19 protein-coding genes, 2 tRNA genes and 1 pseudogene are annotated in these 21,687 nt (G+C 66.1%); 8 read left to right on the top strand and 14 right to left on the bottom strand.

What is annotated here, in order from left to right; translation table 11 throughout:
* Positions 1-61: 61 nt before the first annotated feature.
* On the bottom strand, positions 62-1,390 hold the full coding sequence (locus tag ACIQLF_RS08810; protein WP_400296949.1) for a hypothetical protein: 1,329 nt from the start codon (positions 1,388-1,390) through the stop codon (positions 62-64).
* 172 nt (positions 1,391-1,562) lie between these two features.
* On the opposite strand from ACIQLF_RS08810, the gene ACIQLF_RS08805 reads away from it, so the two are divergent.
* Together ACIQLF_RS08805 and ACIQLF_RS08800 are read left to right on the top strand one after the other, a co-directional pair.
* On the top strand, positions 1,563-2,009 hold the full coding sequence (locus ACIQLF_RS08805) for an RrF2 family transcriptional regulator (protein ID WP_400296946.1): 447 nt from the start codon (positions 1,563-1,565) through the stop codon (positions 2,007-2,009).
* A 189-nt stretch (positions 2,010-2,198) separates the two neighbouring features.
* Positions 2,199-3,380, top strand: coding sequence for a globin domain-containing protein (locus ACIQLF_RS08800; protein ID WP_400296943.1), 1,182 nt, complete (start codon positions 2,199-2,201; stop codon positions 3,378-3,380).
* Between the two features lie 140 nt (positions 3,381-3,520).
* Here the strand turns inward: ACIQLF_RS08800 and ACIQLF_RS08795 are convergent, their stop codons facing one another.
* From ACIQLF_RS08795 to ACIQLF_RS08780, 4 genes are all read right to left on the bottom strand, one after another.
* A complete protein-coding gene (locus tag ACIQLF_RS08795) occupies positions 3,521-4,687 on the bottom strand; it encodes an alpha/beta fold hydrolase (RefSeq protein ID WP_400296940.1) in 1,167 nt (388 codons plus the stop codon).
* Positions 4,684-5,211 carry a PadR family transcriptional regulator gene (locus ACIQLF_RS08790; RefSeq protein WP_400296937.1) on the bottom strand — a complete coding sequence of 176 codons (528 nt, stop codon included), beginning with the start codon at positions 5,209-5,211 and terminating at the stop codon, positions 4,684-4,686. Before ACIQLF_RS08790 ends, ACIQLF_RS08795 begins: the two co-directional genes overlap by 4 nt.
* A 103-nt stretch (positions 5,212-5,314) precedes the next feature.
* The gene (locus ACIQLF_RS08785; RefSeq protein WP_400296934.1) at positions 5,315-7,117 is read right to left on the bottom strand and encodes an SLC13 family permease; all 1,803 of its coding nucleotides are present in this window, start codon (positions 7,115-7,117) and stop codon (positions 5,315-5,317) included.
* Positions 7,118-7,244: 127 nt separating this feature from the next.
* Positions 7,245-9,074: a phosphoenolpyruvate carboxykinase (GTP) gene (locus ACIQLF_RS08780; RefSeq protein ID WP_400296931.1), complete on the bottom strand. Its 1,830-nt coding sequence runs from the start codon at positions 9,072-9,074 to the stop codon at positions 7,245-7,247.
* Positions 9,075-9,381: 307 nt separating this feature from the next.
* Here ACIQLF_RS08780 and ACIQLF_RS08775 point away from each other — a divergent pair.
* Positions 9,382-9,458, top strand: a tRNA-Arg gene (locus tag ACIQLF_RS08775).
* Between the two features lie 121 nt (positions 9,459-9,579).
* Here ACIQLF_RS08775 and lepB read toward each other — a convergent pair.
* From lepB to ACIQLF_RS08755, 4 genes and pseudogenes are all read right to left on the bottom strand, one after another.
* The gene (gene lepB, locus ACIQLF_RS08770) at positions 9,580-10,104 is read right to left on the bottom strand and encodes a signal peptidase I (protein ID WP_400296928.1); all 525 of its coding nucleotides are present in this window, start codon (positions 10,102-10,104) and stop codon (positions 9,580-9,582) included.
* Positions 10,101-10,508, bottom strand: coding sequence for a multicopper oxidase domain-containing protein (locus tag ACIQLF_RS08765; RefSeq protein WP_400297079.1), 408 nt, complete (start codon positions 10,506-10,508; stop codon positions 10,101-10,103). The genes lepB and ACIQLF_RS08765 overlap by 4 nt, the downstream gene beginning before the upstream one ends.
* A 624-nt stretch (positions 10,509-11,132) precedes the next feature.
* Positions 11,133-11,495: pseudogene (locus ACIQLF_RS08760) on the bottom strand (multicopper oxidase domain-containing protein); the annotation flags it as partial.
* A gap of 286 nt (positions 11,496-11,781) precedes the next feature.
* Complete coding sequence (locus tag ACIQLF_RS08755) at positions 11,782-12,303, bottom strand: hypothetical protein (RefSeq protein WP_400296925.1); 522 nt, start codon at positions 12,301-12,303, stop codon at positions 11,782-11,784.
* 287 nt (positions 12,304-12,590) lie between these two features.
* Between ACIQLF_RS08755 and ACIQLF_RS08750 the strand changes: the two genes are divergently transcribed.
* A tRNA-Arg gene (locus tag ACIQLF_RS08750) sits at positions 12,591-12,667 on the top strand.
* A gap of 138 nt (positions 12,668-12,805) precedes the next feature.
* Here the strand turns inward: ACIQLF_RS08750 and ACIQLF_RS08745 are convergent.
* The 3 genes from ACIQLF_RS08745 to ACIQLF_RS08735 all read right to left on the bottom strand — a co-directional run bounded on the left by ACIQLF_RS08745 (position 12,806) and on the right by ACIQLF_RS08735 (position 15,406).
* Positions 12,806-13,540, bottom strand: coding sequence for an esterase/lipase family protein (locus ACIQLF_RS08745; protein WP_400296922.1), 735 nt, complete (start codon positions 13,538-13,540; stop codon positions 12,806-12,808).
* Positions 13,537-14,289, bottom strand: coding sequence for an alpha/beta fold hydrolase (locus tag ACIQLF_RS08740; protein WP_400296919.1), 753 nt, complete (start codon positions 14,287-14,289; stop codon positions 13,537-13,539). The genes ACIQLF_RS08745 and ACIQLF_RS08740 overlap by 4 nt, the downstream gene beginning before the upstream one ends.
* 88 nt (positions 14,290-14,377) lie before the next feature.
* A complete protein-coding gene (locus ACIQLF_RS08735; protein WP_400296916.1) occupies positions 14,378-15,406 on the bottom strand; it encodes a lactonase family protein in 1,029 nt (342 codons plus the stop codon).
* 153 nt (positions 15,407-15,559) lie between these two features.
* Here ACIQLF_RS08735 and ACIQLF_RS08730 point away from each other — a divergent pair, with 153 nt between their 5' ends.
* Genes ACIQLF_RS08730 through ACIQLF_RS08720 form a run of 3 tightly spaced genes read left to right on the top strand, consistent with a single transcriptional unit; the run spans position 15,560 to position 19,229 of the window.
* Positions 15,560-16,303, top strand: a complete 744-nt coding sequence (locus tag ACIQLF_RS08730; protein ID WP_400296914.1) for an ABC transporter ATP-binding protein — start codon at positions 15,560-15,562, stop codon at positions 16,301-16,303.
* Positions 16,300-18,618: a YhgE/Pip family protein gene (locus ACIQLF_RS08725; protein WP_400296911.1), complete on the top strand. Its 2,319-nt coding sequence runs from the start codon at positions 16,300-16,302 to the stop codon at positions 18,616-18,618. The genes ACIQLF_RS08730 and ACIQLF_RS08725 overlap by 4 nt, the downstream gene beginning before the upstream one ends.
* Positions 18,615-19,229, top strand: coding sequence for a TetR/AcrR family transcriptional regulator (locus ACIQLF_RS08720; RefSeq protein ID WP_400296909.1), 615 nt, complete (start codon positions 18,615-18,617; stop codon positions 19,227-19,229). The genes ACIQLF_RS08725 and ACIQLF_RS08720 overlap by 4 nt, the downstream gene beginning before the upstream one ends.
* Here the strand turns inward: ACIQLF_RS08720 and ACIQLF_RS08715 are convergent.
* Positions 19,204-20,136, bottom strand: coding sequence for an EamA family transporter (locus ACIQLF_RS08715; protein WP_400296907.1), 933 nt, complete (start codon positions 20,134-20,136; stop codon positions 19,204-19,206). The genes ACIQLF_RS08720 and ACIQLF_RS08715 overlap by 26 nt on opposite strands.
* Positions 20,137-20,209: 73 nt before the next feature.
* Here ACIQLF_RS08715 and ACIQLF_RS08710 point away from each other — a divergent pair, with 73 nt between their 5' ends.
* Positions 20,210-21,163: a LysR family transcriptional regulator gene (locus tag ACIQLF_RS08710; protein ID WP_400296904.1), complete on the top strand. Its 954-nt coding sequence runs from the start codon at positions 20,210-20,212 to the stop codon at positions 21,161-21,163.
* On the opposite strand, the gene ACIQLF_RS08705 is transcribed toward ACIQLF_RS08710, so the two are convergent.
* Positions 21,160-21,681 carry a SixA phosphatase family protein gene (locus ACIQLF_RS08705; RefSeq protein WP_400296902.1) on the bottom strand — a complete coding sequence of 174 codons (522 nt, stop codon included), beginning with the start codon at positions 21,679-21,681 and terminating at the stop codon, positions 21,160-21,162. The genes ACIQLF_RS08710 and ACIQLF_RS08705 overlap by 4 nt on opposite strands.
* Positions 21,682-21,687 lie beyond the last annotated feature (6 nt).

Genomic DNA, 21,687 nt, shown 5'->3' with positions numbered 1-21,687 from the left:
GTAGCCCGGGCACGATCCAAGAGATCTCCCGGGCTACGGTTTTCTGTCCGGAGGCCGCACCCTAGGGAATGACCACCTTTTCCTTGCCGTGTTCCGCCTTGATCACCGGCAACACCAGCCGGCCGGCGTTTTGTGCGCTGAGCCGGATGCCGTCGGCACCGGCGCCCAGCGCCTCGATCTGCCCGCCGATGTCCATGACGTCGACGCCGCCCTCGAGCTCCACGGCAACGACCCCGACACCCTCGGTGCTGATGTCCCCGCCGATGCTGATCCTGCCCACGTGGCCCGTCGGCTTCACGCTGAGCGCGATCGCCGAAAGGTCCACCATCACGCCCTTGACCAGCGACCGCCCGGTGCCGCCCTTGGTCATGATCCCCTGGGCGATCGTCAGCTCGGGCAGTTCCATGCTGACCTGGACGCCCACGGCGCCGTCGCCATGGGTGGTGATGGATTTGAAGGATGCGCTCTGCAACGATCCGTCGTACACGTTGAATCCACGGGCACCGACCCCGTGGGTTTCGATGGCCGCGCTGACGTTCAGCCTGCCGATGTCCCCGAAGTTCACGAAACCGATGCCGCTGGGGCCGTGCGAGGTCACCGGGGCCATCGCGTTCCATCGCTTGACGCTCCCCCAGTTGTCCAGCACCATGTCGTTTGGGCCGTAGGTGGTGGTGCTTCCCAGGTTCTGCACCTCTTCGACCTCGGCACCGGAAATGACGAATACGCCGCCGCTGATCAGGTCAGGGGTTCCCGGGGCGATGCCGCCGTCGGAATGCACCTCGCCGGTGCTCAGCAGCGCCACTGCGACCGTCCCGCCGTTGGGCTTGCCCGCACCATCCATGTGGCCACCCACGAACACCCCGCTGCCGCGGACCGGTTGCCCTGCGCTGCCCGCCGAAATGTTCTCCAGGCGGGCGTGAAGCACCACGGCGGTGTCGGGCTGCCTGTTCCAAAGCGTAAAGGCACCCTGCAGGGCCTCGACCCCGAACCCCGTGGGCCTGTCGAATCGGTCGCGGGTGTCGGCAGCCGCGACGTGGATGTCTTTGGCATGCACGATTCCGGAAAGCACGTTGTAGCTGGCCTGCAGGTAGATCTGGCCGCGCGTGGTGATTCCGCGCAGGGTGAGGGTTCCCATGTCATTGACCGACACGTCGTTGTAGATCGCGATCTCGTGCTCCGGCACAGTCACCGAGAGGTTCTCAATCGTGTTGTTGCTGGTGAGCCGCAATCCCTTGGCCGCGAATTCAAGGCCCCCGCCGCGCAGCGAAACACCCGGCGGCAGCGTGAGCGATCCCATGCCCGAGAGCGTGCTGGCCAGTTCTATTTTTCGGTCGCCGTCGCGGAGCGCTCCAAGTAATTCATCAACGGTTCCCACAGTGCGCCAAACCATCGCTCGCCACTTCCTTCTGGACTTTTCATTGATTCCCGATCACGGGCCAAGGCAAACTCTAGGCTTCGATCCGGCACATTTCCAGAAGTCGGCCATGGTTTCACAGCCGACTCGCGGGCCAGGAAAGCTACAGTTCCCCGCTCACAGTTCCCATGGAAAAACACCTGCGAGAATGGAAGGCGTGAAACTCAGCGCCTTTGCCGACGTGTGCCTACGCACCCTCATGCTGCTCGGCTCCCAGCGTGGCCAACAGGTCACCACCCGGGAGATCGCCGAGCAGATCGGCGTGCCCTACAACCACGTGGCCAAGGCAGTGCTCGAATTGCGCAACCGGCAGGCGCTCGACGTCACCCGCGGGCGCTATGGCGGATCGCAGATCACCGCGCACGGCCTGCAGCTGAGCGTCGGCGGGCTGATGCGTGATTTGGACGACCGCGACGACGTGGTCGACTGCGTTTCCGAGGCGGGGGTTCCCTGCCCGTTGATAGCCAACTGCATTCTGCGTTCGGCATTGCGCCGCGCACGGGAGGCCTTCTATGCGGAGCTGGATTCCTTGCGCGTCGAGGACCTGGCTACCGTTTCGGCAACAAAGCTTTTGCCTTTCCCGCTGGTTCGCTAAGAGGTCCCCTCGCGGCCATCCGCACGTCGCCCCGGGATGGCTGACGCATCACCAATTTCCCGCACAGCCGCGGGTTCCCGGCGGTCCCGCCCTTCGATTTGCATCAAACTTCTACGGGGTGTAGAACTTAAGTATCAATCTTGCATATCAGATGCAAGATAAAGCCAGCCTTCGCCAAGGAGCCACAAGATGCTTTCCGAGAAGTCCCGTCCGGTCATTGAAGCCACGCTGCCGATCATTGGTGAGCGCATCTCGCACATCACCCCGAAGTTCTATGCACGGCTGTTCGCGGCCCACCCGGAGCTCCTGGACGGACTTTTCTCCCGTGCCAACCAGAACAACGGCACACAGCAGCAGGCCCTCGCGGGCTCCATCGCGGCCTTCGCCAGCCACTTGGTCAACAACCCGGGCACCCTGCCGGAGGCGGTCTTGGCACGCATCGCACACAAGCACACCTCGCTGGGCATCGTCGAGGAGCAGTACCCGATCGTGTACGAACACCTCTTCGCCGCCATCGTCGAAGACCTGGGAGACGCCGTGACCCCGGAGGTCGCCGAGGCCTGGACCGAGGTCTACTGGCTCATGGCCGACGCGCTGATCAAGATCGAAAAGGGCCTGTACGCCATGCAGGCCAACGACAAGATCTGGACCGACTGGAAGCTCGTTTCCAAGGAAGCGACAGGCACCGGTTCGATCACCTTCCGCTTTGTTCCGGCCGACGACACCCCTGTCACGGTCGCCGCGCCCGGCCAGTTCGTCTCGGTCCGCGTGGCCCTGTCCGACGGCATTCGCCAGTGCCGCCAGTACACGCTGAGCGACTCGGTCACCTCCACCACGGAGCGCGTCATCACCACGAAGTTCGACGAGGGCGGCGAGGTCTCGCCGTTCATGCACCGGAACCTGTCCGTCGGGGACGTCATCGAGCTCTCCAATCCCTACGGCGACCTGACGATCGACACCACGGGCGCCCCGATCGTGCTGGCCACCGCCGGCATCGGCTGCACCCCGAGCGCCTCCGCACTGGCGGCCCTTGCGGCCGCCGGCTCCGACCGCCGCGTGCTCGTGCTGCACGCGGAGGCCACCGAGGACGCGTGGGCGTTGAAGGAGCAGATGCGCGAATCCGTCGATGCCTTGCCCAACGCCGAGCTGAAGCTGTGGCTCGAGGACATCAACGCCAAGGATGAGGGCACCGAGGCGACCGAGGGCTACATGTCCCTGGCTGGCCTCGACCTTCCGGCCGACGCCAGGCTGTACCTGTGCGGCCCGCTGGCGTTCATGCGCGCCGTCCGCTCGCAGGCCATCGACGCGGGAATTCCCGCCACGCACATCCACTACGAGGTGTTCGGGCCGGATCTCTGGCTCGCGGCCTAAGCCGCAACCGGGGCCCCGGCCGGCCCGGCATGGATAGGCATGTTTAGCCGGGCCGCATGACGCGAAGGGCCGCCACCGATTTTTGTCGGTGGCGGCCCTTCGCGTTTTGACAAGCCACTGTGCGAGGCCTGGTCACGCGGCTAGGAGCTCGGCACCTGCAGCCGCGGGTGGGCGATGCCCTTTTCAACCCATGAACGGACGGTTGCGTTGAAAAGGATCGGATCCTCGATGTTCCACTGGTGATGCCTGCCGGCGGCCGTCCTGAACTGCGCCTGCGGCAGCGCCCGCTCCAGCACCGGGAAGGACTTGGCAACGAGCTTGGGCTCCTTGCTTCCCGCGATAACCAGCGCCGGGCCCTTGTAGTCGCCCAGCTTGTCCGGCAGCCCGCCGGGATCGACCTCGTCCATGATGGCGCGCATGTTGTCGGTGCGCAGCTTGGTGCCGTGGTCGGCGAACAATTCCTTTTCATCGGCAACCATGCCGTAGGCGCCGGCCTGGAAGCGCCAGTACCATTCGCTGCTGAAGAGCTTGAGCTGCATCCGACTCATCGCACGCATCGACGCGGAGACGCCGGCCGCGGGAACGCCCGAGATCATCAGCGACTCGACAAGCTCGGGGTGCCGGGCCGCGACGCGCAGGGCGATGGCGCCACCCAGCGACAGGCCGACCAGGTGTGCCCCGCCGTTGGAGACCTCGTCTGCGATGACTGCTGCGACGTCGTCGGCCGCGCTGTCCAGCCCGGCCCAGTCCTCGTCGGCGCGGGCGCCGAAGCCCGGCAGGTGCGGGGTCAGCACCTCGTAGTCGCTGAAGGCCCGGACCTGCGGATCCCAGCTCCAGTTTGCGACGTTTCCGCCGTGCAGGAAAACGATGGTTTGCGCGGCCTTGCCGTCGCGCCTGGCGCGCGTTGGGGCGTGGAACTCCGGGTATCCACCCGGGTCGCGCGGCAGATTTTCCGCCGGGGACGCCGGCTCGACGACCGTGGCGGCGGCCGACTCGGCCTTGGCAGCGGCCGGTGCGACGGCCGGCTTCGTTGGGGGCTTTGCGGACTTCGGCGCCTTGGGCGGGCGGACAGGCTTTTCCTTCACGGCACCCTTGGCGGTTGCGGAAGTATCGACAGCCGCTTTCGCGGGTTCAGGCTTCTCCGGCGCCGGCGACCCGGCCGATTCCTTTTCGCCGGAGGTCTTCGCCTTGCTGTCCGGCTTCGGCTCGGCCCCGCCATCGACCGGGGCAGGTGTTTCCGGGGCCTGGTCGATGAATTCCTCGTCGGCTCCCGCGCCGCCGGCGGCTGGTTCGTGGTGCCGGCTCATGGCAGGTGCTCCGAGACGGCTTCAAGCCATTCGAGCTCGGCCGCAGCGTGGCGGATGCCGTTATCGAGGGTTGCGGCCATCAGGAAACTTCGTCGGTCCGCTGCTGCACGCATGTCGATGTCCTCACGTTGTGAAAGGTATTCGTCTAGCAAATCCTGTGTGGCCCGGCGCCTGGCCTCGATCAATTCCACCACGCCGTCGCGCTCGAGTTCGGCAGCGAAAAAGACCCGTGCCAGGAACGGTTCGCGCGGTGCGTGCGCCGTGACGTCCGCTTCAAGCCACTGCACGAGGGTCTCGCGGCCACGCTCCGTGATGTGGTGGACCTGCCGGTCGGGATAGTTCGCCTGCCTGACCGTCAGGACCGTGGCGTGGCCGTCGTTGACCAGCTGGGCCAGGGTCCGGTAGATCTGTGCCTTGTCCGCGTTCCAGAAATGGTTGATCGAGGAATCGAAGTGCTTCTTCAGCTCGTACCCGGTCATGGGTGCCAAACTCAGGAGCCCGAGGATCAAACGCGCGAGAATCATGCTTTCATCCTGACACATCCAGCCGGTGATTCAACATGAAGCCACGCATTTCATACCTTACTGCCCCTTGTCAGTTCGTCTTATTGGGGGTATATGCGCGGGGCTACGCAGCACCCAGCGGCCAGATCACCGGGACCAGGAACAACGCGACCACCGCGTACAGCGCCATGACGGCAAGGCCGAACTTCCAGTAGTCCCCGAAGCGGTATCCGGCCGGCTGCATGATCATCATGTTGGCCGGGGTCGCCACCGGGGTCAGCAGGGCCGCCGCCGAAGCCACGGAAACGCACATGAGGATCGTGATCGGGTTGATGCCCGACTCCCCCGCGATCGACAGGCCAATGGGGATGATGATCAACGCGGTGGCGGTGTTGCTGATCAGCTGGCCGAGCACGGCCGTGACGGCGAAGATCGCGGCAAGCAGGAGCAACGGACCGGAATCGCCGACGGCCGAGACCATCCCTTCGGCGATCATCGTCGCGGTCCCGGTGGAGGTGATGGCCAGCGAGAGCGGAATCATGCCCGCGACGAGGATCAGCGTCTGCCAGGCCATCGAGCGGTGCGCCTGCCCGGGAGTGATGACCCGCAGCAGCACCATGGCGATCGCGGCGAGCATCGCGGCCATCGGGGCGGGGACGATGTTGGTGGTCAGCATCAGGACCATGGCCCCGAGCACGGCCAACGCCGGCACGGCCCCGGGACCCAGCGGAACGGCCTGGCGCCGCACGGCATCCGGGGAGTCCACGAGCATGACCTGGTGGTCGGCGGTGTGCCTATCCAGGGCGGACCAGGCACCCTGGAGCAGCAGCGTGTCCCCCGCGTGGATGCGGGCGCGGCCGAGGGTCGACGGGTGCCCGGGCCGCTGGTGGGAGAGCACCACCAGGGTGCCACTCTCCGTGATCATGCCCGGGTACGCCTCGGTACCCACCAGGTCCGAGCGCGGCGGCACCACTACCTCGGCGACGCCGAAGGAGCTGCTGATCAGCCCGCAGGTGGAATCCGCGGCCTGGACCAGGCCGTGGCGGGCCGCAAACGCGTCGATAATGCCCTGCTCGCCGCGCACGATGACCTGGTCGCCCTCGGCCAGCAGCGGCGCGCTGCCGGGCTTCCCGGAGCGGTCCTGCACGCCGATCAGGAAGAGTCCCTCCGGGTGGTCGGCCAGCGGGTCCACGCTGGGCTGGCCGATGAGGCCGGATCCGGCCGGCACCTCCAGGCGGCTGAGCCCGTCGTTCCCCAGGTGGTGGCGCATCAGTGTTTCCCCGTGGGAGCTGAGGTCGCGCGGAAGCGTGTCCGGGTCGCGTTGCGGGATCAGCTTGGGGCCCAGCCAGAGGGCCAGGCCGATCGTGCCGGCCAGCAGCGGCAGGCCCACCAGCCCGAACTCGAAGAACCCGATGCCGCGGCCGGTGGAGTCCAGGGCCGCCTCGAGGATCAGGATGTTCACGGGCGACCCGGTGAGCACCAGCAGGGATCCTGCATGCGCGGCAAAGGCCATCGGCATCAGCAGCTGCGCGGGTTCGCGTCCCAGCCGCACGGCCAGCACCACGACCATCGGCAGCAACGCCGCCACCGCGCCGTTGACGCTGATGAAGGCGGTGAGCACCGCGGTGATGCCCATGGTCAGCACCAGCAGACGGGTGCGGCTGCTGCCGGAGAAGCGGATCAGCAGCCCGCCCAGCCAGGTGGTGATGCCGGCGGCGTCGATGGCCTCGGCGACGATAAAAAGCGAGGCGATCAGCACCACGGTCCCGCTGCCGAAGCCCGAGTAGGCCTCCTCGGCGCTGACGATGCCCGTGCCGAAAAGCGCCAGGGCCACGCCGAGCGCGACGGCCTCCACCGGCAGCTTGTTCCAGATGAACGCGGCAACTGCCAAAGCAAGGATGATCAGGGTGGTTGTACTGTCGCTCATGAGGCAAACCCTAACGCACGCCCGCCGCTTCCCGGAGCCTTGCCCGCCCCCGGGCACAAAAACGGCGGGCCGGGGCGCGGAAACCAATCCGTACCCCGGCCCGCCGGGTGATGCCTACATGCCGGGACTAGGCGCCCAGGCGTTCCTTCAGTCCGTCGAGTTCGGCCTGCAGTGACGCCGGAAGGGCGTCACCGAAGTTGGCGTACCATTCCTCGATGCTGGCCAGCTCGGTGATCCATTCGTCCTTGTCGACGGCGACAGCGGCCTCGACCTCGGCCGGGGTCATGTCCAGGCCGGTCAGGTCCACGGAGTCGCCGGTCGGAACGTAGCCGATCGGGGTCTCGCGGGCGTCGGCCTTGCCTTCGATGCGGTCGATGGCCCACTTCAGCACGCGGGAGTTGTCCCCGAAGCCTGGCCAGGCGAAGCCGCCCTCGGCGTTGCGGCGGAACCAGTTGACCAAGAAGATCTTGGGCAGGCGTGCCGGGTTGGCCTTGGACTCGATGGAATCCCAGTGGTTCAGGTAGTCGCCGGCGTTGTAGCCGATGAACGGCAGCATGGCCATCGGGTCGCGGCGGACAACGCCCACGGCACCGGCTGCGGCTGCAGTGGTTTCCGAGGACAGGGTCGAACCCATGAAGATGCCGTTGGTCCAGCTGCGGGCCTCGGTGACCAGCGGGATGGTGGTCTTGCGGCGGCCGCCGAAGAGGATGGCATGGATTTCCACGCCCTCCGGGTTGTAGTACTCCGGCGAAAGCATGTCGATCTGGTCGATCGGCGTGCAGAAGCGGGAGTTCGGGTGTGCCGCAACGCGACCGGATTCCGGGGTCCAGTCGTTGCCCAGCCAGTCGGTCAGGTGCGCAGGAGCCTCGTCGGTCATGCCCTCCCACCAGACGCCACCGTCATCGGTGAGCGCAACGTTGGTGAAGATGTTGTTGCCCTTGGTGATGGCGCGCATGGCGTTGGGGTTGGTGGACCAACCGGTACCCGGGGCAACGCCGAACAGGCCGTATTCCGGGTTGATGCCGCGAAGCTCGCCTTCCTTGCCGATGCGCATCCAGTTGATGTCATCGCCCAGGGTTTCGGCCTTCCAGCCCTCGATGGTCGGATCCAGCAGGGCCAGGTTGGTCTTGCCGCAGGCCGACGGGAAGGCTGCAGCCACGTTGTAGCTCTTGCCTTCCGGGTTGGTCAGCTTGAGGAGGACCATGTGTTCGGCCAGCCATCCCTCGTCGCGGGCGATGACCGAAGCGATGCGCAGGGCGTAGCACTTCTTGCCAAGCAGGGCGTTTCCGCCGTAGCCGGAGCCGTAGGACCAGATGGAGCGCTCTTCGGGGAAGTGCACGATCCACTTGTCTTCGTTGCACGGCCAGGCGACATCCTCGTCGCCCGGGGCCAGCGGGGCACCCACGGTGTGCAGCGCAGGAACGAAGAAGGCGTCTTCGGCTTCCATCTTGCGCAGCACGTCGTTGCCGATGCGGGCCATGATGCGCATGGACGTGACAACGTAGGCCGAGTCCGAAAGCTCAACACCGTACTGTGGCTGCTCGGCGTCGAGCGGGCCCATGACGAACGGGATGACGTACATGGTGCGGCCACGCATGGAGCCGGCGAAAAGCCCGTTGAGCTTTTCCTTCATGACTGCCGGGGCCATCCAGTTGTTGGTGAAGCCGGCATCGTGCTCGTTTTCCGAGCAGATGAAGGTGCGTTCCTCGACGCGGGCAACGTCCTTGGGGTCGGAGAATGCAGCGAAGGAATTCGGGAACGATTCGTGCGTGAGCTTCTTCAGGGTGCCTGCAGCAACGAGTTCGGCGGTCAGTCGATCGTTTTCTTCCTGCGTGCCATCTACCCAATAGACATGGTCAGGCTGCGTCAGTTCCGCGACTTCCTGCACCCAAGCTGCCAGCTTTGAATGCGTAGTCGGTGCTGCATCGATGACCTTCTGGTCCGAGCTCTCGCTCATGTCCATTCCCTCCATTGGGCTGAATTTGCAATAATTCGATGCTAGGTGGCCAACCAAAGCGAATCCTGTGACTCAGGTCGCCAAAAACCCATGGTGCAGGGTTAAGCTGGAACTAAAACCGCTATTTTTCGCGACTTCCGTCGCAGCGGGTCCACTTTTTTAGTGACGAAGGTCACGTAGACCGGTATACCTCAATATTTGAGACACTGCGCAATCACCGGCCCAAACCTCCCCGATTTTGCGCAAGCCGAAATCGTCTGTATAGTTGTTCGAGGTCGAGCCGCAAGGCAAGCACCGAATTGAATATGCGCCCATAGCTCAGCTGGATAGAGCGTCTGTCTACGGAACAGAAGGTCAGGGGTTCGAATCCCTTTGGGCGCACCAACAAGAAGAGCCACGAGAAATCGTGGCTCTTCTGCTTTTGGTTTCCATCCGCCCCGCTTCGGGGCCTGCCGTTGCCGCCCGACTCAGACGCGCAGTCGCGCACAAATGTCCCGGCCGCGTCTCAGGGCCTCGGTCCCAGGACCAGGCCGTCAACGCTTTCCAAAGGGACGGGGCCGTAGTCGCGGGAATCGATGGATCGCTCCCTGTTGTCGCCCATGACAAAAACGGTTCCGGCGGGAACCTCCGTGCGCGGGTAGTAGGTGCCGTCGATCGTGTCCAGGTCAACGAACGGCTCGGCCACGGGGGACGAATCGACATACAGGACGGCGTCCTGGACCTCGATCTGCTGTCCGCCGACGGCCACCACGCGTTTGATCACGGGCGTACCGTCCGCCGGGGACGGGAAGACCACAAGATCGCCGGAATGCACGCCGAAGAGTTCGGGCCCCGGCTTGAAGACAAACACCAGGCTGCCAGCTCCGACCGCGGGTTCCATGCTGTCCGACTCCACAGCGACCGGCTCCAGGATCCAGAGCCGACACACGAGCGCCATGAACACCGCGACGACGGCCACGGCCACGACCCTTCCCCCGCGCCGACCGGCAACGGCCGGCGCGCCGGGGCGGTCCGTCTTGGCAGCACTCATTCCGGCCCCGTTTCCGGGTCGATCTTGGCCGGCGCGGCGAGGATCGGATCATTGGGGTCGAGGTCATTCACGCCCAGGCCCACCCGGAACTGGAACATCATCGAGTGGTCCTCGTGGACGAGGTTGTGGCAGTGCACCATGTAACGACCCTTGTGCGGACCGAATTGCATAATTACCTGGATCTTCTCGTTTTCGCCGATGTACATCACGTCCTTCGGCCCGCGCTCCCAGGCAGCTGCCGGCTTGCCGTTTCGGCTCAGGATCTGGAAATCGATCAGGTGGATGTGAACAGGGTGGAACCAGCCTCCGGACTTGTTCTCGATTTCCCAGATTTCCACGGCGTTTAGCTTGGGATCCGCGCCAGCGAACTTGAAATTGCTGGCGATGACGTCTTCCCAAGTCATGCCACTGACGCTCCACGGTCCATCGTCGTCGCCCCGCTGCACCCTGAATTGGCGTTTCTTGTCCGCATCGTCCTTGGTCAGCTCCATCACGTGGCTGTTCACCAGCGTGGTGGGGATGTAATTCCACTTCGGGTCCAGCTTCATCTCCTCCTCGCTCGGCGGAGCGACGACATCGAAGGCCATGATCTTGTTCGTGTGGTCGAAGTCCCTGTTGTTTTCGTTGGACAGGTTCCGCAATTCGATCCGCTGGCCCGGCTTGTACTTGCTGAAGTCGATCAGCACCTCGTAGCGTTCGGCCGATCCGTGGCGCCAGTACTTGACGGCCTGGGTCCGCGGTATCAGCCCGCCGTCGGTGGCCACCACATAGACGGGATCCCCCGTGTTCAACGTCGGCCGGTACGAGCGTGAGACCGATGCGTTGAGGATCCGGAAGCGGTAGACCCGGGGCAGGACCTTCATCACCGGCCAAGGCCTGCCGTTGACAAGGACCACGTCGCCCCAGAGGCCAGAACGGTCCCGGTCATCGTAGCCAAGACTGCCGTCCGCCGCGAACATCGCGTCGCTGATGACCAGCGGCACGTCAAAGGTCCCCTGCGGCAGCAGCTCCTGCTCCTTCTTGTCATGCATGATGTATAGCGCTGCGAGGCCGGAATAGACATTCTGGGCCGTGAAGTGGACGCCGTGGTCGTGGTACCAGAGCGTGCGGGCGGCCTGGAAGTTCGGGTAAAAATAATCCTTGTAGAACCCGGGCAGGGTCACGTCGCTGGCATAGCCGTCATACTGCGGCAGGGACGCCGAGCCATGCAGGTGCGTGGAGGTCGCGAGCAGGTGGCCAAGCGTCGGATGGTTTTTCGGCAGCTGGTTGCGCATGTGAACCATTGATCGGGTGCCCTGCTCCAGCTCGATGGTGGGGCCGGGGAAGATGCCGTTGAAACCCAGAATGTACGTCTTCTTCCGCGGCAGGATCTGTGCGGCTTCCTGGCGCATGGTGATCCGGTAATGGTTCACCTTGGCGCCATCGGAGGCCTTCGAGACGTACTGCGGTTTCAGGACCGGCGGCCGAACGAAAGCGGCCGCATAAGGCCGGGGCATGTCACCGTCCTTCAATTGGCTCGCGGACTTCGCAGAGACCGTAGAAATCGGCACCGTCACCAAACCTGCACCGATAATCCCCAGACCCCCAAGACCGCCAAGTTTGATCAGGTCCCGCCTTGATACTGACATTTCGAGTCACCTCCCAATTGATGACTGGTATTTCATGAAATGCAGACGATCAGCCACCGGAATGATGCTCTTTGCCGAGTGAGAGCCGACTGCCGGTTGAGTCTTCGAGGACCAAGGCAATCGCCTTGTCCGGAAGCTCAAAAACCATCGTGGCACTGACGGATTCACCCTCGCCCACGAGTGTGGTTTCAGGGGATGACCACAGCGGGCCGGGCCTACCGGAACCAAGTCCGTCGACGACGAATCCCGCCGGATCCAGCTGCAGACCGGCCGCGTCCATGGCCGTGAACTGCACCTCGATACGCACCCTGTGTGCGCCCTCCTGGACACCTTGCTGGAGGACAGCCACAGGAGAGGGAGGCTGCCATCCATCCAGTTCCACCGGGACGATGCCGGTGATCATGGCTATGCCACCGGGAACCTCCGCGGGAGCACCCAACTGCACACTTGGTTTCGTTTTGACAGTGGTCAACAAGTAGCCGAACCCGATTGCGAGTATGCACAAAAATGCAAGGGGAATGATGATGAAGCGTCGCCGCCGGATTTTTGCAGGCCGGGCCTTGTGCTCCACACCAGTTCCCATGCCCGTGATTTTCCCGGCACAACCTTGGGAAAACCCTGTGGGCGTTGAAATGCGGGAGGATCTCCGGCGTTTCAGGGAAGCTTTTTTGGATGTTTTCCGCCCGGGGCAGCTCCGGTTCCGGGCGAAAAGCCATCGGCCGGCGAGGCAAATTTCGAGGATTTTCTCCGGCATTGACGTGACGTCGCGCACTGTTTGCCGGTTTGGATCGACCAGCGGGCCAAAGCTATGTATAGTTGTTCGAGGTCGAGCCGCAAGGCAAGCACCGAATTGAATATGCGCCCATAGCTCAGCTGGATAGAGCGTCTGTCTACGGAACAGAAGGTCAGGGGTTCGAATCCCTTTGGGCGCACCAACAAGAAGAGCCACGAGAAATCGTGGCTCTTCTGCTTTCCGGCGTCGGGTCCCCGGAGGATCCCAGGCCCCCTGCTCCCCCCCCCCCCCCCGGCGGACTGCCGGACGCGGGTCGGGGCATTTGTGGCGCCCCGTTCTTTCAGGAACAACCCGCATTCGGCCCGTTGGCACCGGCCAGGTGCACAACCGCCTCATCGACCGCATCCAGCACGGCCCTGGAACGCAGTGTCCGGAAATGCCCGGACACCGGCACCTCGATGTTCAGCGCACCGGCGAGCGCACTGCCCCCGGGGATATGCGGATCGAACTCGGGGTAGATGGACACCACCCGGTCGTTGAGGGCCTCCTGCGTTTTCAGTGAGAGCAGCACGGCATCGGTGGGTGAAAAATGGCGGATGGTGCGCGAGAGCGTGTACCTGGCATAAATGGACCCGGAGAACGGAGTCCCGATGGCAACAAGCCCCAGAATCCGCACCGGATGGTCGCCGGCGGCCTCGGAGTCGAGCATCAGGTGTTTGCCGATCAGTCCTCCCTTGCTGTGCGCAACGACGAGGCAGCGGTCCACCCCGTGTTCCGCGTGCAGTGAGGCCAGCAATTTCGAGGCGATCGTCGCGGATTCGGGAATGGAGCGCTTGTTGATGCCCAGCCCGGGCACGGCAAACACCCGGTGCCCGGCGGCATTGAGCCGTTTTGCGGCGGGTTCCAGGAACAGCCAGGTTTCATAGACCCCGGGCAGCAGGACGATGGCCGGAAGCGCCGGGTCCCCCTGGGCGTACGATCGCGGGGCCTCGCGCCTGAAGACCGCGGCCAACTGCCGCCACCCTGCGTACAGGTAGTCCAGCAGCCACCACCAGGGGCGAAGCGCCCGTTTCATGGCCGGGCCGCGTGTTCCACGTGTTCGACGATGTACCCGGCAACGCAGGCGCCGTCCTTGACCATGGTCTCGTGGCCGCGTCCCTCGACCTCCACCATCCGGGCATCTGGAATCAGCCCGGTGACCTCCTCGACCCAGCCGTGCGGGCAGACCGGGTCGCGGTTCCCGCGGACCACCAGCGTGTGGGCCTTGATCCTGGGCAGGATCTCCTCCACGTCGTGGTCCATCATGCTTTTGAGCTTCTTGATGAACCAACGCGGGCCGGTCTTGGCGTAGTTCTTCATCCCGATGACCCACACCCGGGGGTTTTCCCCGTACAGGTCCTGGACCATGCGCCAGGCCTGCTTGGGGATGGACCGTTCATGCTGGTTGACCGTCGGCGCCACCAGCACCAGCTCGGGGAACAGGTCCGGGCGTTGCGCCGCGGCCTCGGCGACGACCTGGGTGCCCATGGAATGCCCCACCAACACGGGTTTGCCGAGACCCTCGACCTCGACGAAGTCGATGAGGACCGCCCCCATTTCGGCCATGGTCAACGAATGGTCCGGCTCCGGCGCGTCCCCGAAGCCGGGCAGGTCGATCGCGACCACCCGGCCATGTGCTTCCAGCGCGGTGCTCAGCTGGGCGAAGTAGGAGATCCCCATGCCGATGCCGTGCACCAGCAGGAACGTGCGCCCCTCCGCGTCATCCGCATCCGTGTCGGTGGTGACCACCGTGTATCCGCCCGCCTGGACTTTTCGCACCGTCATGGTCACAGTATTCCCGAGATCCCCCGGAATCCGCGCGAAGGCGAGCATCGGCGGCTTCGAGCCGCCCCGCGGACCGGGCCGGCGCCCCTTACGGAAGCGCCTGGGCAGCCAGGCAGGTCGGGCTCTCGAGCTTCAGGGAGCTCAGCCGCCGGTCGGGCCTTCCGTCCTCGGCATTCAGGCCGAACGCCACGATGGTGTTGGAGAGCTGGTTGGCGACGAGCAGTGCCTGCCCCGACTGCACATGGTGCCGCGGCCAGTCCCCGGCGCACGATTCCCTGCCGATCGGCAGGGGCACGCCGTCGGCGCCGATCCCCATCACCGCGATCGATCCCGCACCGCGCACCCCCACATAGATCCGGTTGGCCCGCGAATCCAGGGAGATCTCCGAGGGGTAGTGCTCCCCGGGGACGAAAGCGTCGCCCAACGCGGTGCGCGAGCGAACCTCGTAGCCGCCCTCCGGGTTCGGGGCCAGCGTGATGATTTCGACGCTGTGTTCGGTGATCACGTAGATCAGGCCGGAGGGGTGCTCCACCAGGTGGCGCGGGCCGTCGCCCTTGTTCAGGATGATGCGTTGGCGCAACACCAGCTGCCCGGCCACCAAGTCCCAGACGCGCAGGCAATCGTGGCCCAGGTCGGTGGTGATGATGCGGCCGTTGCGCAGCGTGGTGCTTTGGTGGGAACGTGACGCCCGCGGCGCGTGGCCCTCCCTGGCGTAGGGATCCTCCGAGGCCACGGCAAGGTGCGGGGCCCCCAGTGATCCGTCGGAGGCAATCGGGTAGGCCAGGACCCGCCCGTCGCCGTAGCAACTGCCGATCAGCGTGCTTCCAACTGCATCGAGGGTCAGGTGGCACAGCAGGGCCCCGGCGGCCACCGGACGGCCCAGCGACTCGACACGGTTGGGGGAAACGACCCGGTAGGCGGCGATCTCGCCGCGGTGTTCGAGCGCCGCATAGATAACGGGAAGCCCCGGGTGCGCGATGATCCAGGACGGGGAATCGGCCGGGTGGGCCAACCCAAGATCGTGCAGCGACCCGTTGCGATACTCGATCGCACGAATTCCCTGGCTTGTTCCGCCTCCATCGGGCGAATAGGCGCCGACCCAATACTGGATACCCATCTGACAATCTTCCCGCTGCGGGCCCCTGCGGGCGCCATCGGTTGCCAATCGATACATGATTGTGTCGCCCCCGTCCTTCGAATCACGGGAAAGTGTCGAAACGGACATGCCCACTATTTGTACTGACCGGTCAGTTTGATTTACTCTGGATTTGTGCTTATCGCTAATTCGCTGGCCATCGCCGGACGCCACCAACCGCTGCTGGAACCAACAAGCCTTGCCGTTGCCCGCGGGCAGCTGCTGTTGGTGCAAGCCGAACCGCAACCGACCCGCACCGCGCTGGCCTTGGGACTGAGTGCGCGCATGCGGCCCTCCTCGGGAACCGTTGGCTGGTCGGGCGACACCGCGCTGCGTTCCGTGCGGCGAATCAGCGCCCTGGTCGACTCCCCTGAGATCAACGAGCCGGAGGCCCACCTCAAGGTCCGCGACCTGGTGGCGGAAGACCTGGCCCTGCAGCCCGGCCCGCTCTGGCGGCGCAAGAGCATCGATTCCTGGATGGAACGCCACAGGATGGACCGCCTGGCCGACTCCTGGCTCGACGCGATCGACCCGCTGGACCGGCTGGCCCTGTTGACGCACCTGGCGCTCGAGGACCACCACGTTGAACTGGCCGTCTTCGACTCCCCCGACCGGCATGGCATTCCCGAGGAAGCCTGGATCGACTACCTGCAAACAGTGGCCGCCGGCCGCCGCTCCCCCGCCGTGGTTGCCGTCGTAACCCGCATTCCGCTCTGGTGGGAGGGCGACGTCGCCTACGCCGGTTCCGTCCAGCAGCATGCCGCGTTCGACCCTCCGGCGGTTCCCGACGCCGAAGCCATCACCGAAGAAGCCGCGGAAGAAGTTCCCGGCTTGCCGGAACCCCCAGTCTTTTCAACAGCATCGAAGGAAACCCGATGACCACGCTGCGCCTGGCGCTCTCCGAACTCAAGCGCATGACCTCCGGCCGCCTGCCGCGGCTGGCAATCCTCGCCATGTGCCTGGTCCCGCTGCTCTACGGAGCGCTGTACCTCTACGCCAACTGGGACCCCTACGCGCACCTGCACAATGTCAAGGCCGCCATCGTGAACCTGGATTCCGGTTCTTCCAAGGACGGCAAGGAACTGCAGGTCGGCGACGACGTCACCAAGGAACTGCTCGAGGACGGAACCTTCGGCTGGACCGTCGTGAACTCCGAGGCCGAGGCCGAAGCCGGGGTTGCCAGCGGCGACTACTCCTTCGCCATGACCATCCCCCGGGACTTCTCCGCAAACCTCGCCTCGCCCGGCGACTTCGAGAAGGCCCAGCAGGCCATCCTGAAGATCACCACCAACGACGCGAACAACTACATGGTCGGCACCTTCGCCGACAAGCTCGCCGGCCAGGTCCACAACACCGTGGCCAAGGAGGTCGGCACGCAAACCGCCGATGCCCTGCTCACCGGCTTCTCCGACATCCACACCAACATGGTCAAGGCCGCCGACGGCGCCGGGGAACTCCACACCGGAACCGTGAAGCTCTCCGACGGCGTGGGCACCCTGGCCGACGGCGTGGGTTCCCTCGACGACGGGGCCTCCAAGCTGGACACCGGCGCCGGGGACTTGGGCAACGGTGCCAACACCCTGCACGAGGGCACCTCGTCGCTGGTTGCCGGCCAGCAGAAGCTGGCCATGGGAGCCGGCGACCTCGCCGACGGCGCCGGCACGCTGGCGGACGGCACCAAGGAGCTCAACGCAGGACTGGGCGAGCTCAAGTCCAAGACCAAGGAACTTCCCTCCAAAACCAAGCAGCTGGCCGACGGCGCGGACACCGCGGCCGAGGCCTCCAAGAAGCTCTCGGCCGGCGCCGCCCAGGTGGCAGCGGGCAACAAGGCACTGGATGACAAGGTCAGCCAGGCTGCGGACACCATCACCGCCCTGGAGAAGGATGCCGCAACACGCCTCGACGCGGCCAAGGCCACGCTCGATACCCGCACCGCCGAACTCATCAAGTCCGGCGTCATCACCCAGGCACAGGCCGACGAGCTCGAGGCCGCGCTCAACCAGGCCGCCGGCTCCAGCGACATCGAATCCCAGGTGGCCGACACCAAGAAGCAGCTGGCCACCGCCCGGTCACAGATCTCCGCACTCGCCGACGGCTCGGCGCAGGTCGCCGACGGCGCCAAGGAACTCTCCGGCGGCCTGTCCACGCTGGCCGACGGAACCGGCCAGCTCGCCGGGGCCATGCCCGCCCTGAAGAACGGCATTTCCGACGCCGCGGCCGGGGCCTCGAAGCTCGACGACGGCGCACAGGCGCTGGCTTCCGGCGCCTCGACGCTGGCCGGCGGCCAGAACGACGCCCTGGCCGGGGCCAAGAAGCTCGACACCGGTGCCGGTTCCCTGGCCGCCGGAGCCAACACCCTGCACGAGGGCACCGGCACGCTGGTGGCCGGCGTGAAGGACCTCGGCGACGGGGTCGGCGAACTGGGCTCTGGTGCCACCGAGCTCAAGGACGGGGCCGGGGAACTGAGCACCAAGCTGGCCGACGGCAGCGGCGAGGTGCCCAACCCCGACGCGGCAACGCGCGAACAGATCTCCTCCGTCATGGGCGATCCCGTGGACATCTCCCGCGTCGACCAGGCCAAGGCCGGCGTGTACGGCGAGGGCCTGGCACCGTTCTTCATGACCCTGGCCATCTGGATCGGCGCCTTCATCCTGGTGCAGATCATGCGCCCGATCACCAAGCGGGCGCTGGCCTCCAACGCCTCCAACTGGAAGATCGCCGTCGGCGGCTGGCTGCCGTTCCTGGGCATCTCGATGATCCAGGGCACGATCCTCTACGTGGTGGTGCTCTTCGGCCTCGGTCTGAACACCGCGCACCCGTGGATGACCTGGGGATTGTTCCTGCTGGCGTCCATGGCGTTCACGGCGATGATCCAGGGCATCTGCGCGCTGCTGGGCACCCCCGGCAAGCTGGTGGTGCTGGTGCTCATGGTGCTGCAGCTGGTCTCCTCCGGCGGCACCTTCCCGTGGGAAACCACCCCGGAGGCCCTGCACGTGGCTCACCGCTGGCTGCCCATGGGGCACGTCGTGACCGGCCTGCGCCACCTGATGTACGGCGCGGACCTGTCCGTGCTCGGGCCCATCGTCGCGGGGCTGGTCGGCTACACGATCCTGGGTCTGGTTGCCAGCACGGTCGCAGTACGGTTGCATAAGACGTGGACACTGAAAACCCTTCACCCGGAGCTGAGCGCATGACCGAGACCCCGTCCCCACGCACCCGCGTGCGGGTCACCGATTCGAAGCACCGCCTCTTCAGCGCCTCGATGGAGCTGATCGGCACCCGCGGGCACCGCGAGGTGAGCGTCGACGAGATCGCCAAGGCCGCCGGGGTCTCCAAGGGCACCGTGTACTACAACTTCGGGTCCAAGGGCGAGCTGATCGGGGAGCTGCTGAACTACGGCGCCGCGATCCTCTTCGAGCGGCTCGAGGACGGGGCCCGGGACGCTAACGCCGACCGCGGCCTGCGGCTGATGGTCGCCGGCGCGCTGGAGTTCATCGCCGAGTACCCCTCGTTCGCACAGCTGTGGATATCCGAGCAGTGGCAGGCCCAGAGCGAATGGGCCGCGTCGCTGGCCCAGATGCGCCACGAGGTCATCTCGCTGGTGCGCGCCGCGCTGGAGCGGATGGCCGTCGACGGGCCGCCGGCACCGGGCTCGCCCGCGGTGGACCTCGATGCGCTGGCCACCGCGGTCTTCGGCGCCGCGTTGATCCTGGGCAGGGACCGGCACGTCTTCCACCCCGAACGGACCGTGGAGGGCTGCGTGGAGGCCGTCATGGCGTTCACGGCACCACTGCGCCGGGTTTAGCCTCCCCCGCCGCCAGCGGTTTTGCCCTCGGCCCGAAGCGCAGCGTCCCGACGGCAACGCCCAGGACCAGCACCGCCGCCCCGGCGATTTCCAGGGCGTTCGGATATTCGCGGAGCACCAGCGCGGCACTGCCCATCCCGATCGCGGGGATCAGCAGGGTGAAGGGAACCACCTTCGCAGTTGGGTACCTGCCCAGCAGGGTGTTCCAGATGCTGTATCCCACCAGCGATGCCACCAGCGCCGTGAAGGCCACGCCCCACCAGGTTTCCGGCCCCATGGTGGCCAACGCGTCGCCCACGGCCGCCGGCCCGTCGAGCAGCAGCGACAGCGCCAACATCGGGATCGGCACCCAGAGCGCCGAGTGCACCACCAGGCCCAGCCCGGAGGCACCGGCGGCGGAACGCGAGATGACGTTGCCGATGCCCCAGCTGAACCCCGCGGCGATGCAGATCAGCAGCGGAAGCAGCACGCCCGCCAGCGCGGCGCCCTCGGGCAGCGAGGCAACCCGGCCGAAGCCGACGACCACCAGCCCGGCGATGCCCAGGACGGAGCCCAGGATCTGCTTCCGGGTGGGGTACTCGCGCAGGAAGAGCGCGCCGAGGCCGATGGTGAAGAACATCTGTGCCTGCAGGACCACCGGCGCGAGTCCCGCGGGCAGCCCCAGGTGCATGGCCGTGAAGAGCAGCCCGAACTGGCCCGCGCTCATGGCCAGCCCGATGCCGGCGACGACCTTCCAGCCGACCTTGGGCCGGGGAACGAAGAACACCAGAGGGAAGGCGACCGCGGCAAAGCGCAGCGCCACGAACACCAGCGGCAGGGTGTCGCGCAGCCCCAGGTCGATGAACAGGAAGTTCAGTCCCCAGAGCAGGGCCACGAGCAGGGCAAGGAGCGTATCGCGTGGTTTCACACACCCACTCTGGCACCCGCGGACCATGTAGCACCAGCTTCGAATCCTTTACGGTTTCTTGTAGCATCGCTTCATGATCGATCTTCAGGCACTGCGCTCGCTGGTGACCATCGAACGGTACGGCTCGGTGATCGCCGCCGCCGACGCGCTCGGCTTCACCGCCTCGGCCGTCTCGCAGCAGATCAAGAAGCTTGAGCGGACCCTGGACGCACCGGTGCTCGAACGCCAGGGCCGCGGCGTGCGGCTGACCGAGCGCGGCCGCCTGCTGGTCGCGGAGGGCGGCCCACTGCTGCGCGAGCTGGAGCGCGTGACCACGCTGGTCGAGTCCCCCGTGCTGGCCAAGCGCAGGCTGCGGGTCATCGCGTTCTCCACGGCGATGCGCGGGCTGGTCGCCCCGGCACTGGCCCTTTACCAATCCAGCGGGGACCGGCACGCGCCGCTGGAAACGCTGTTGCGCAGCGTCGAGCCGGAGGCAGCGGTGCAGCAGGTCGCGCGCGGGGATGCCGACCTGGCGGTGGTGCACAACTGGAGTTCGATCCCGCTGGCCATTCCGGCCGGCGTGCGCGCGCAGGCCCTCGGGTTCGACGAGGCGGACGTGGTGCTCCCGGCGAACCACCGGCTGGCGTCCCGGCCCGCGGTCGACCGCAGCGACCTCGTCGACGAGCCCTGGGCGGCGACCCCGGCCGGGGCCATCTGCCACGAGGCGCTCATGCGGCTCTTCGCGGACCTGGGCGTGGTGCCGCACGTGGTGGCCGAGGACCCGGAGTTCGCGACGCTCGTTGCACTCGCCTCGGCCGGCGTGGCCGTTGCGCTGGTCCCGCGGCTTGGCCGCGGCCCGCTGGATGCCTCGGTGGTGGCCCGCCCGTTGCGTGACGTGCCGCAGCGGCGCGCCATCCAGGTGGTCTACCGCGATTCAATGGCCGGCTCGCCGGCCGTCACCGAGCTCACCGGCCTCCTGCGCGAGGTGTTCGACCGGACCGAGGGCCTGGTCGGCGGGCAGGAAGCAGGCGGGCAAGGCGCGGTCTAGCGCGGCACCACGAAGTTGGTCACCCGCATGTCGCGGCCGTCGATCTCCGCCCACGGCTTTTCGGTTTGCAGGACCGTGAGACCAAGCGTCGGGTAGTTCATGGCCAGCTCGTAGACCGCTTCCTCGTCCGAGTCGACGCTTGCCAGCCGCATGGCCAGCTCCTGCAACACCGGCTGGTGGCCGATCACCATGAGCGTGGTGACGGTTTCCGGCGTTTCGTTGATGATCGTGCACAGCCGCGCCGCCGAGGCGCCGTAGACCCGCGAGTCCAGGTACGGCGTCGGGGCCTTTTCGCCCAGCTCGGAGATCACCCAGGCGCAGGTCGAACGGGTGCGCAGGGCGTCGGAGGTGACGATGAAGTCCGGCACCACGTCGTTCTCGCGCAACCAGGCCCCGGCCGCCGGCGCCTCGCGGTTTCCGCGCGCTGCCAGCGGGCGGTCGTGGTCGCCCACGCCCATGGGGTAGTCGCTCTTGGCGTGGCGCAGCAACACGAGTCGTTTCAGGTGGTGGTCACTCATGTACCC

The organism is Paeniglutamicibacter sp. NPDC091659, assembly GCF_044756805.1.
Lineage (GTDB): Bacteria > Actinomycetota > Actinomycetes > Actinomycetales > Micrococcaceae > Paeniglutamicibacter.
This window is presented reverse-complemented; position numbering and strand designations above follow the sequence as displayed.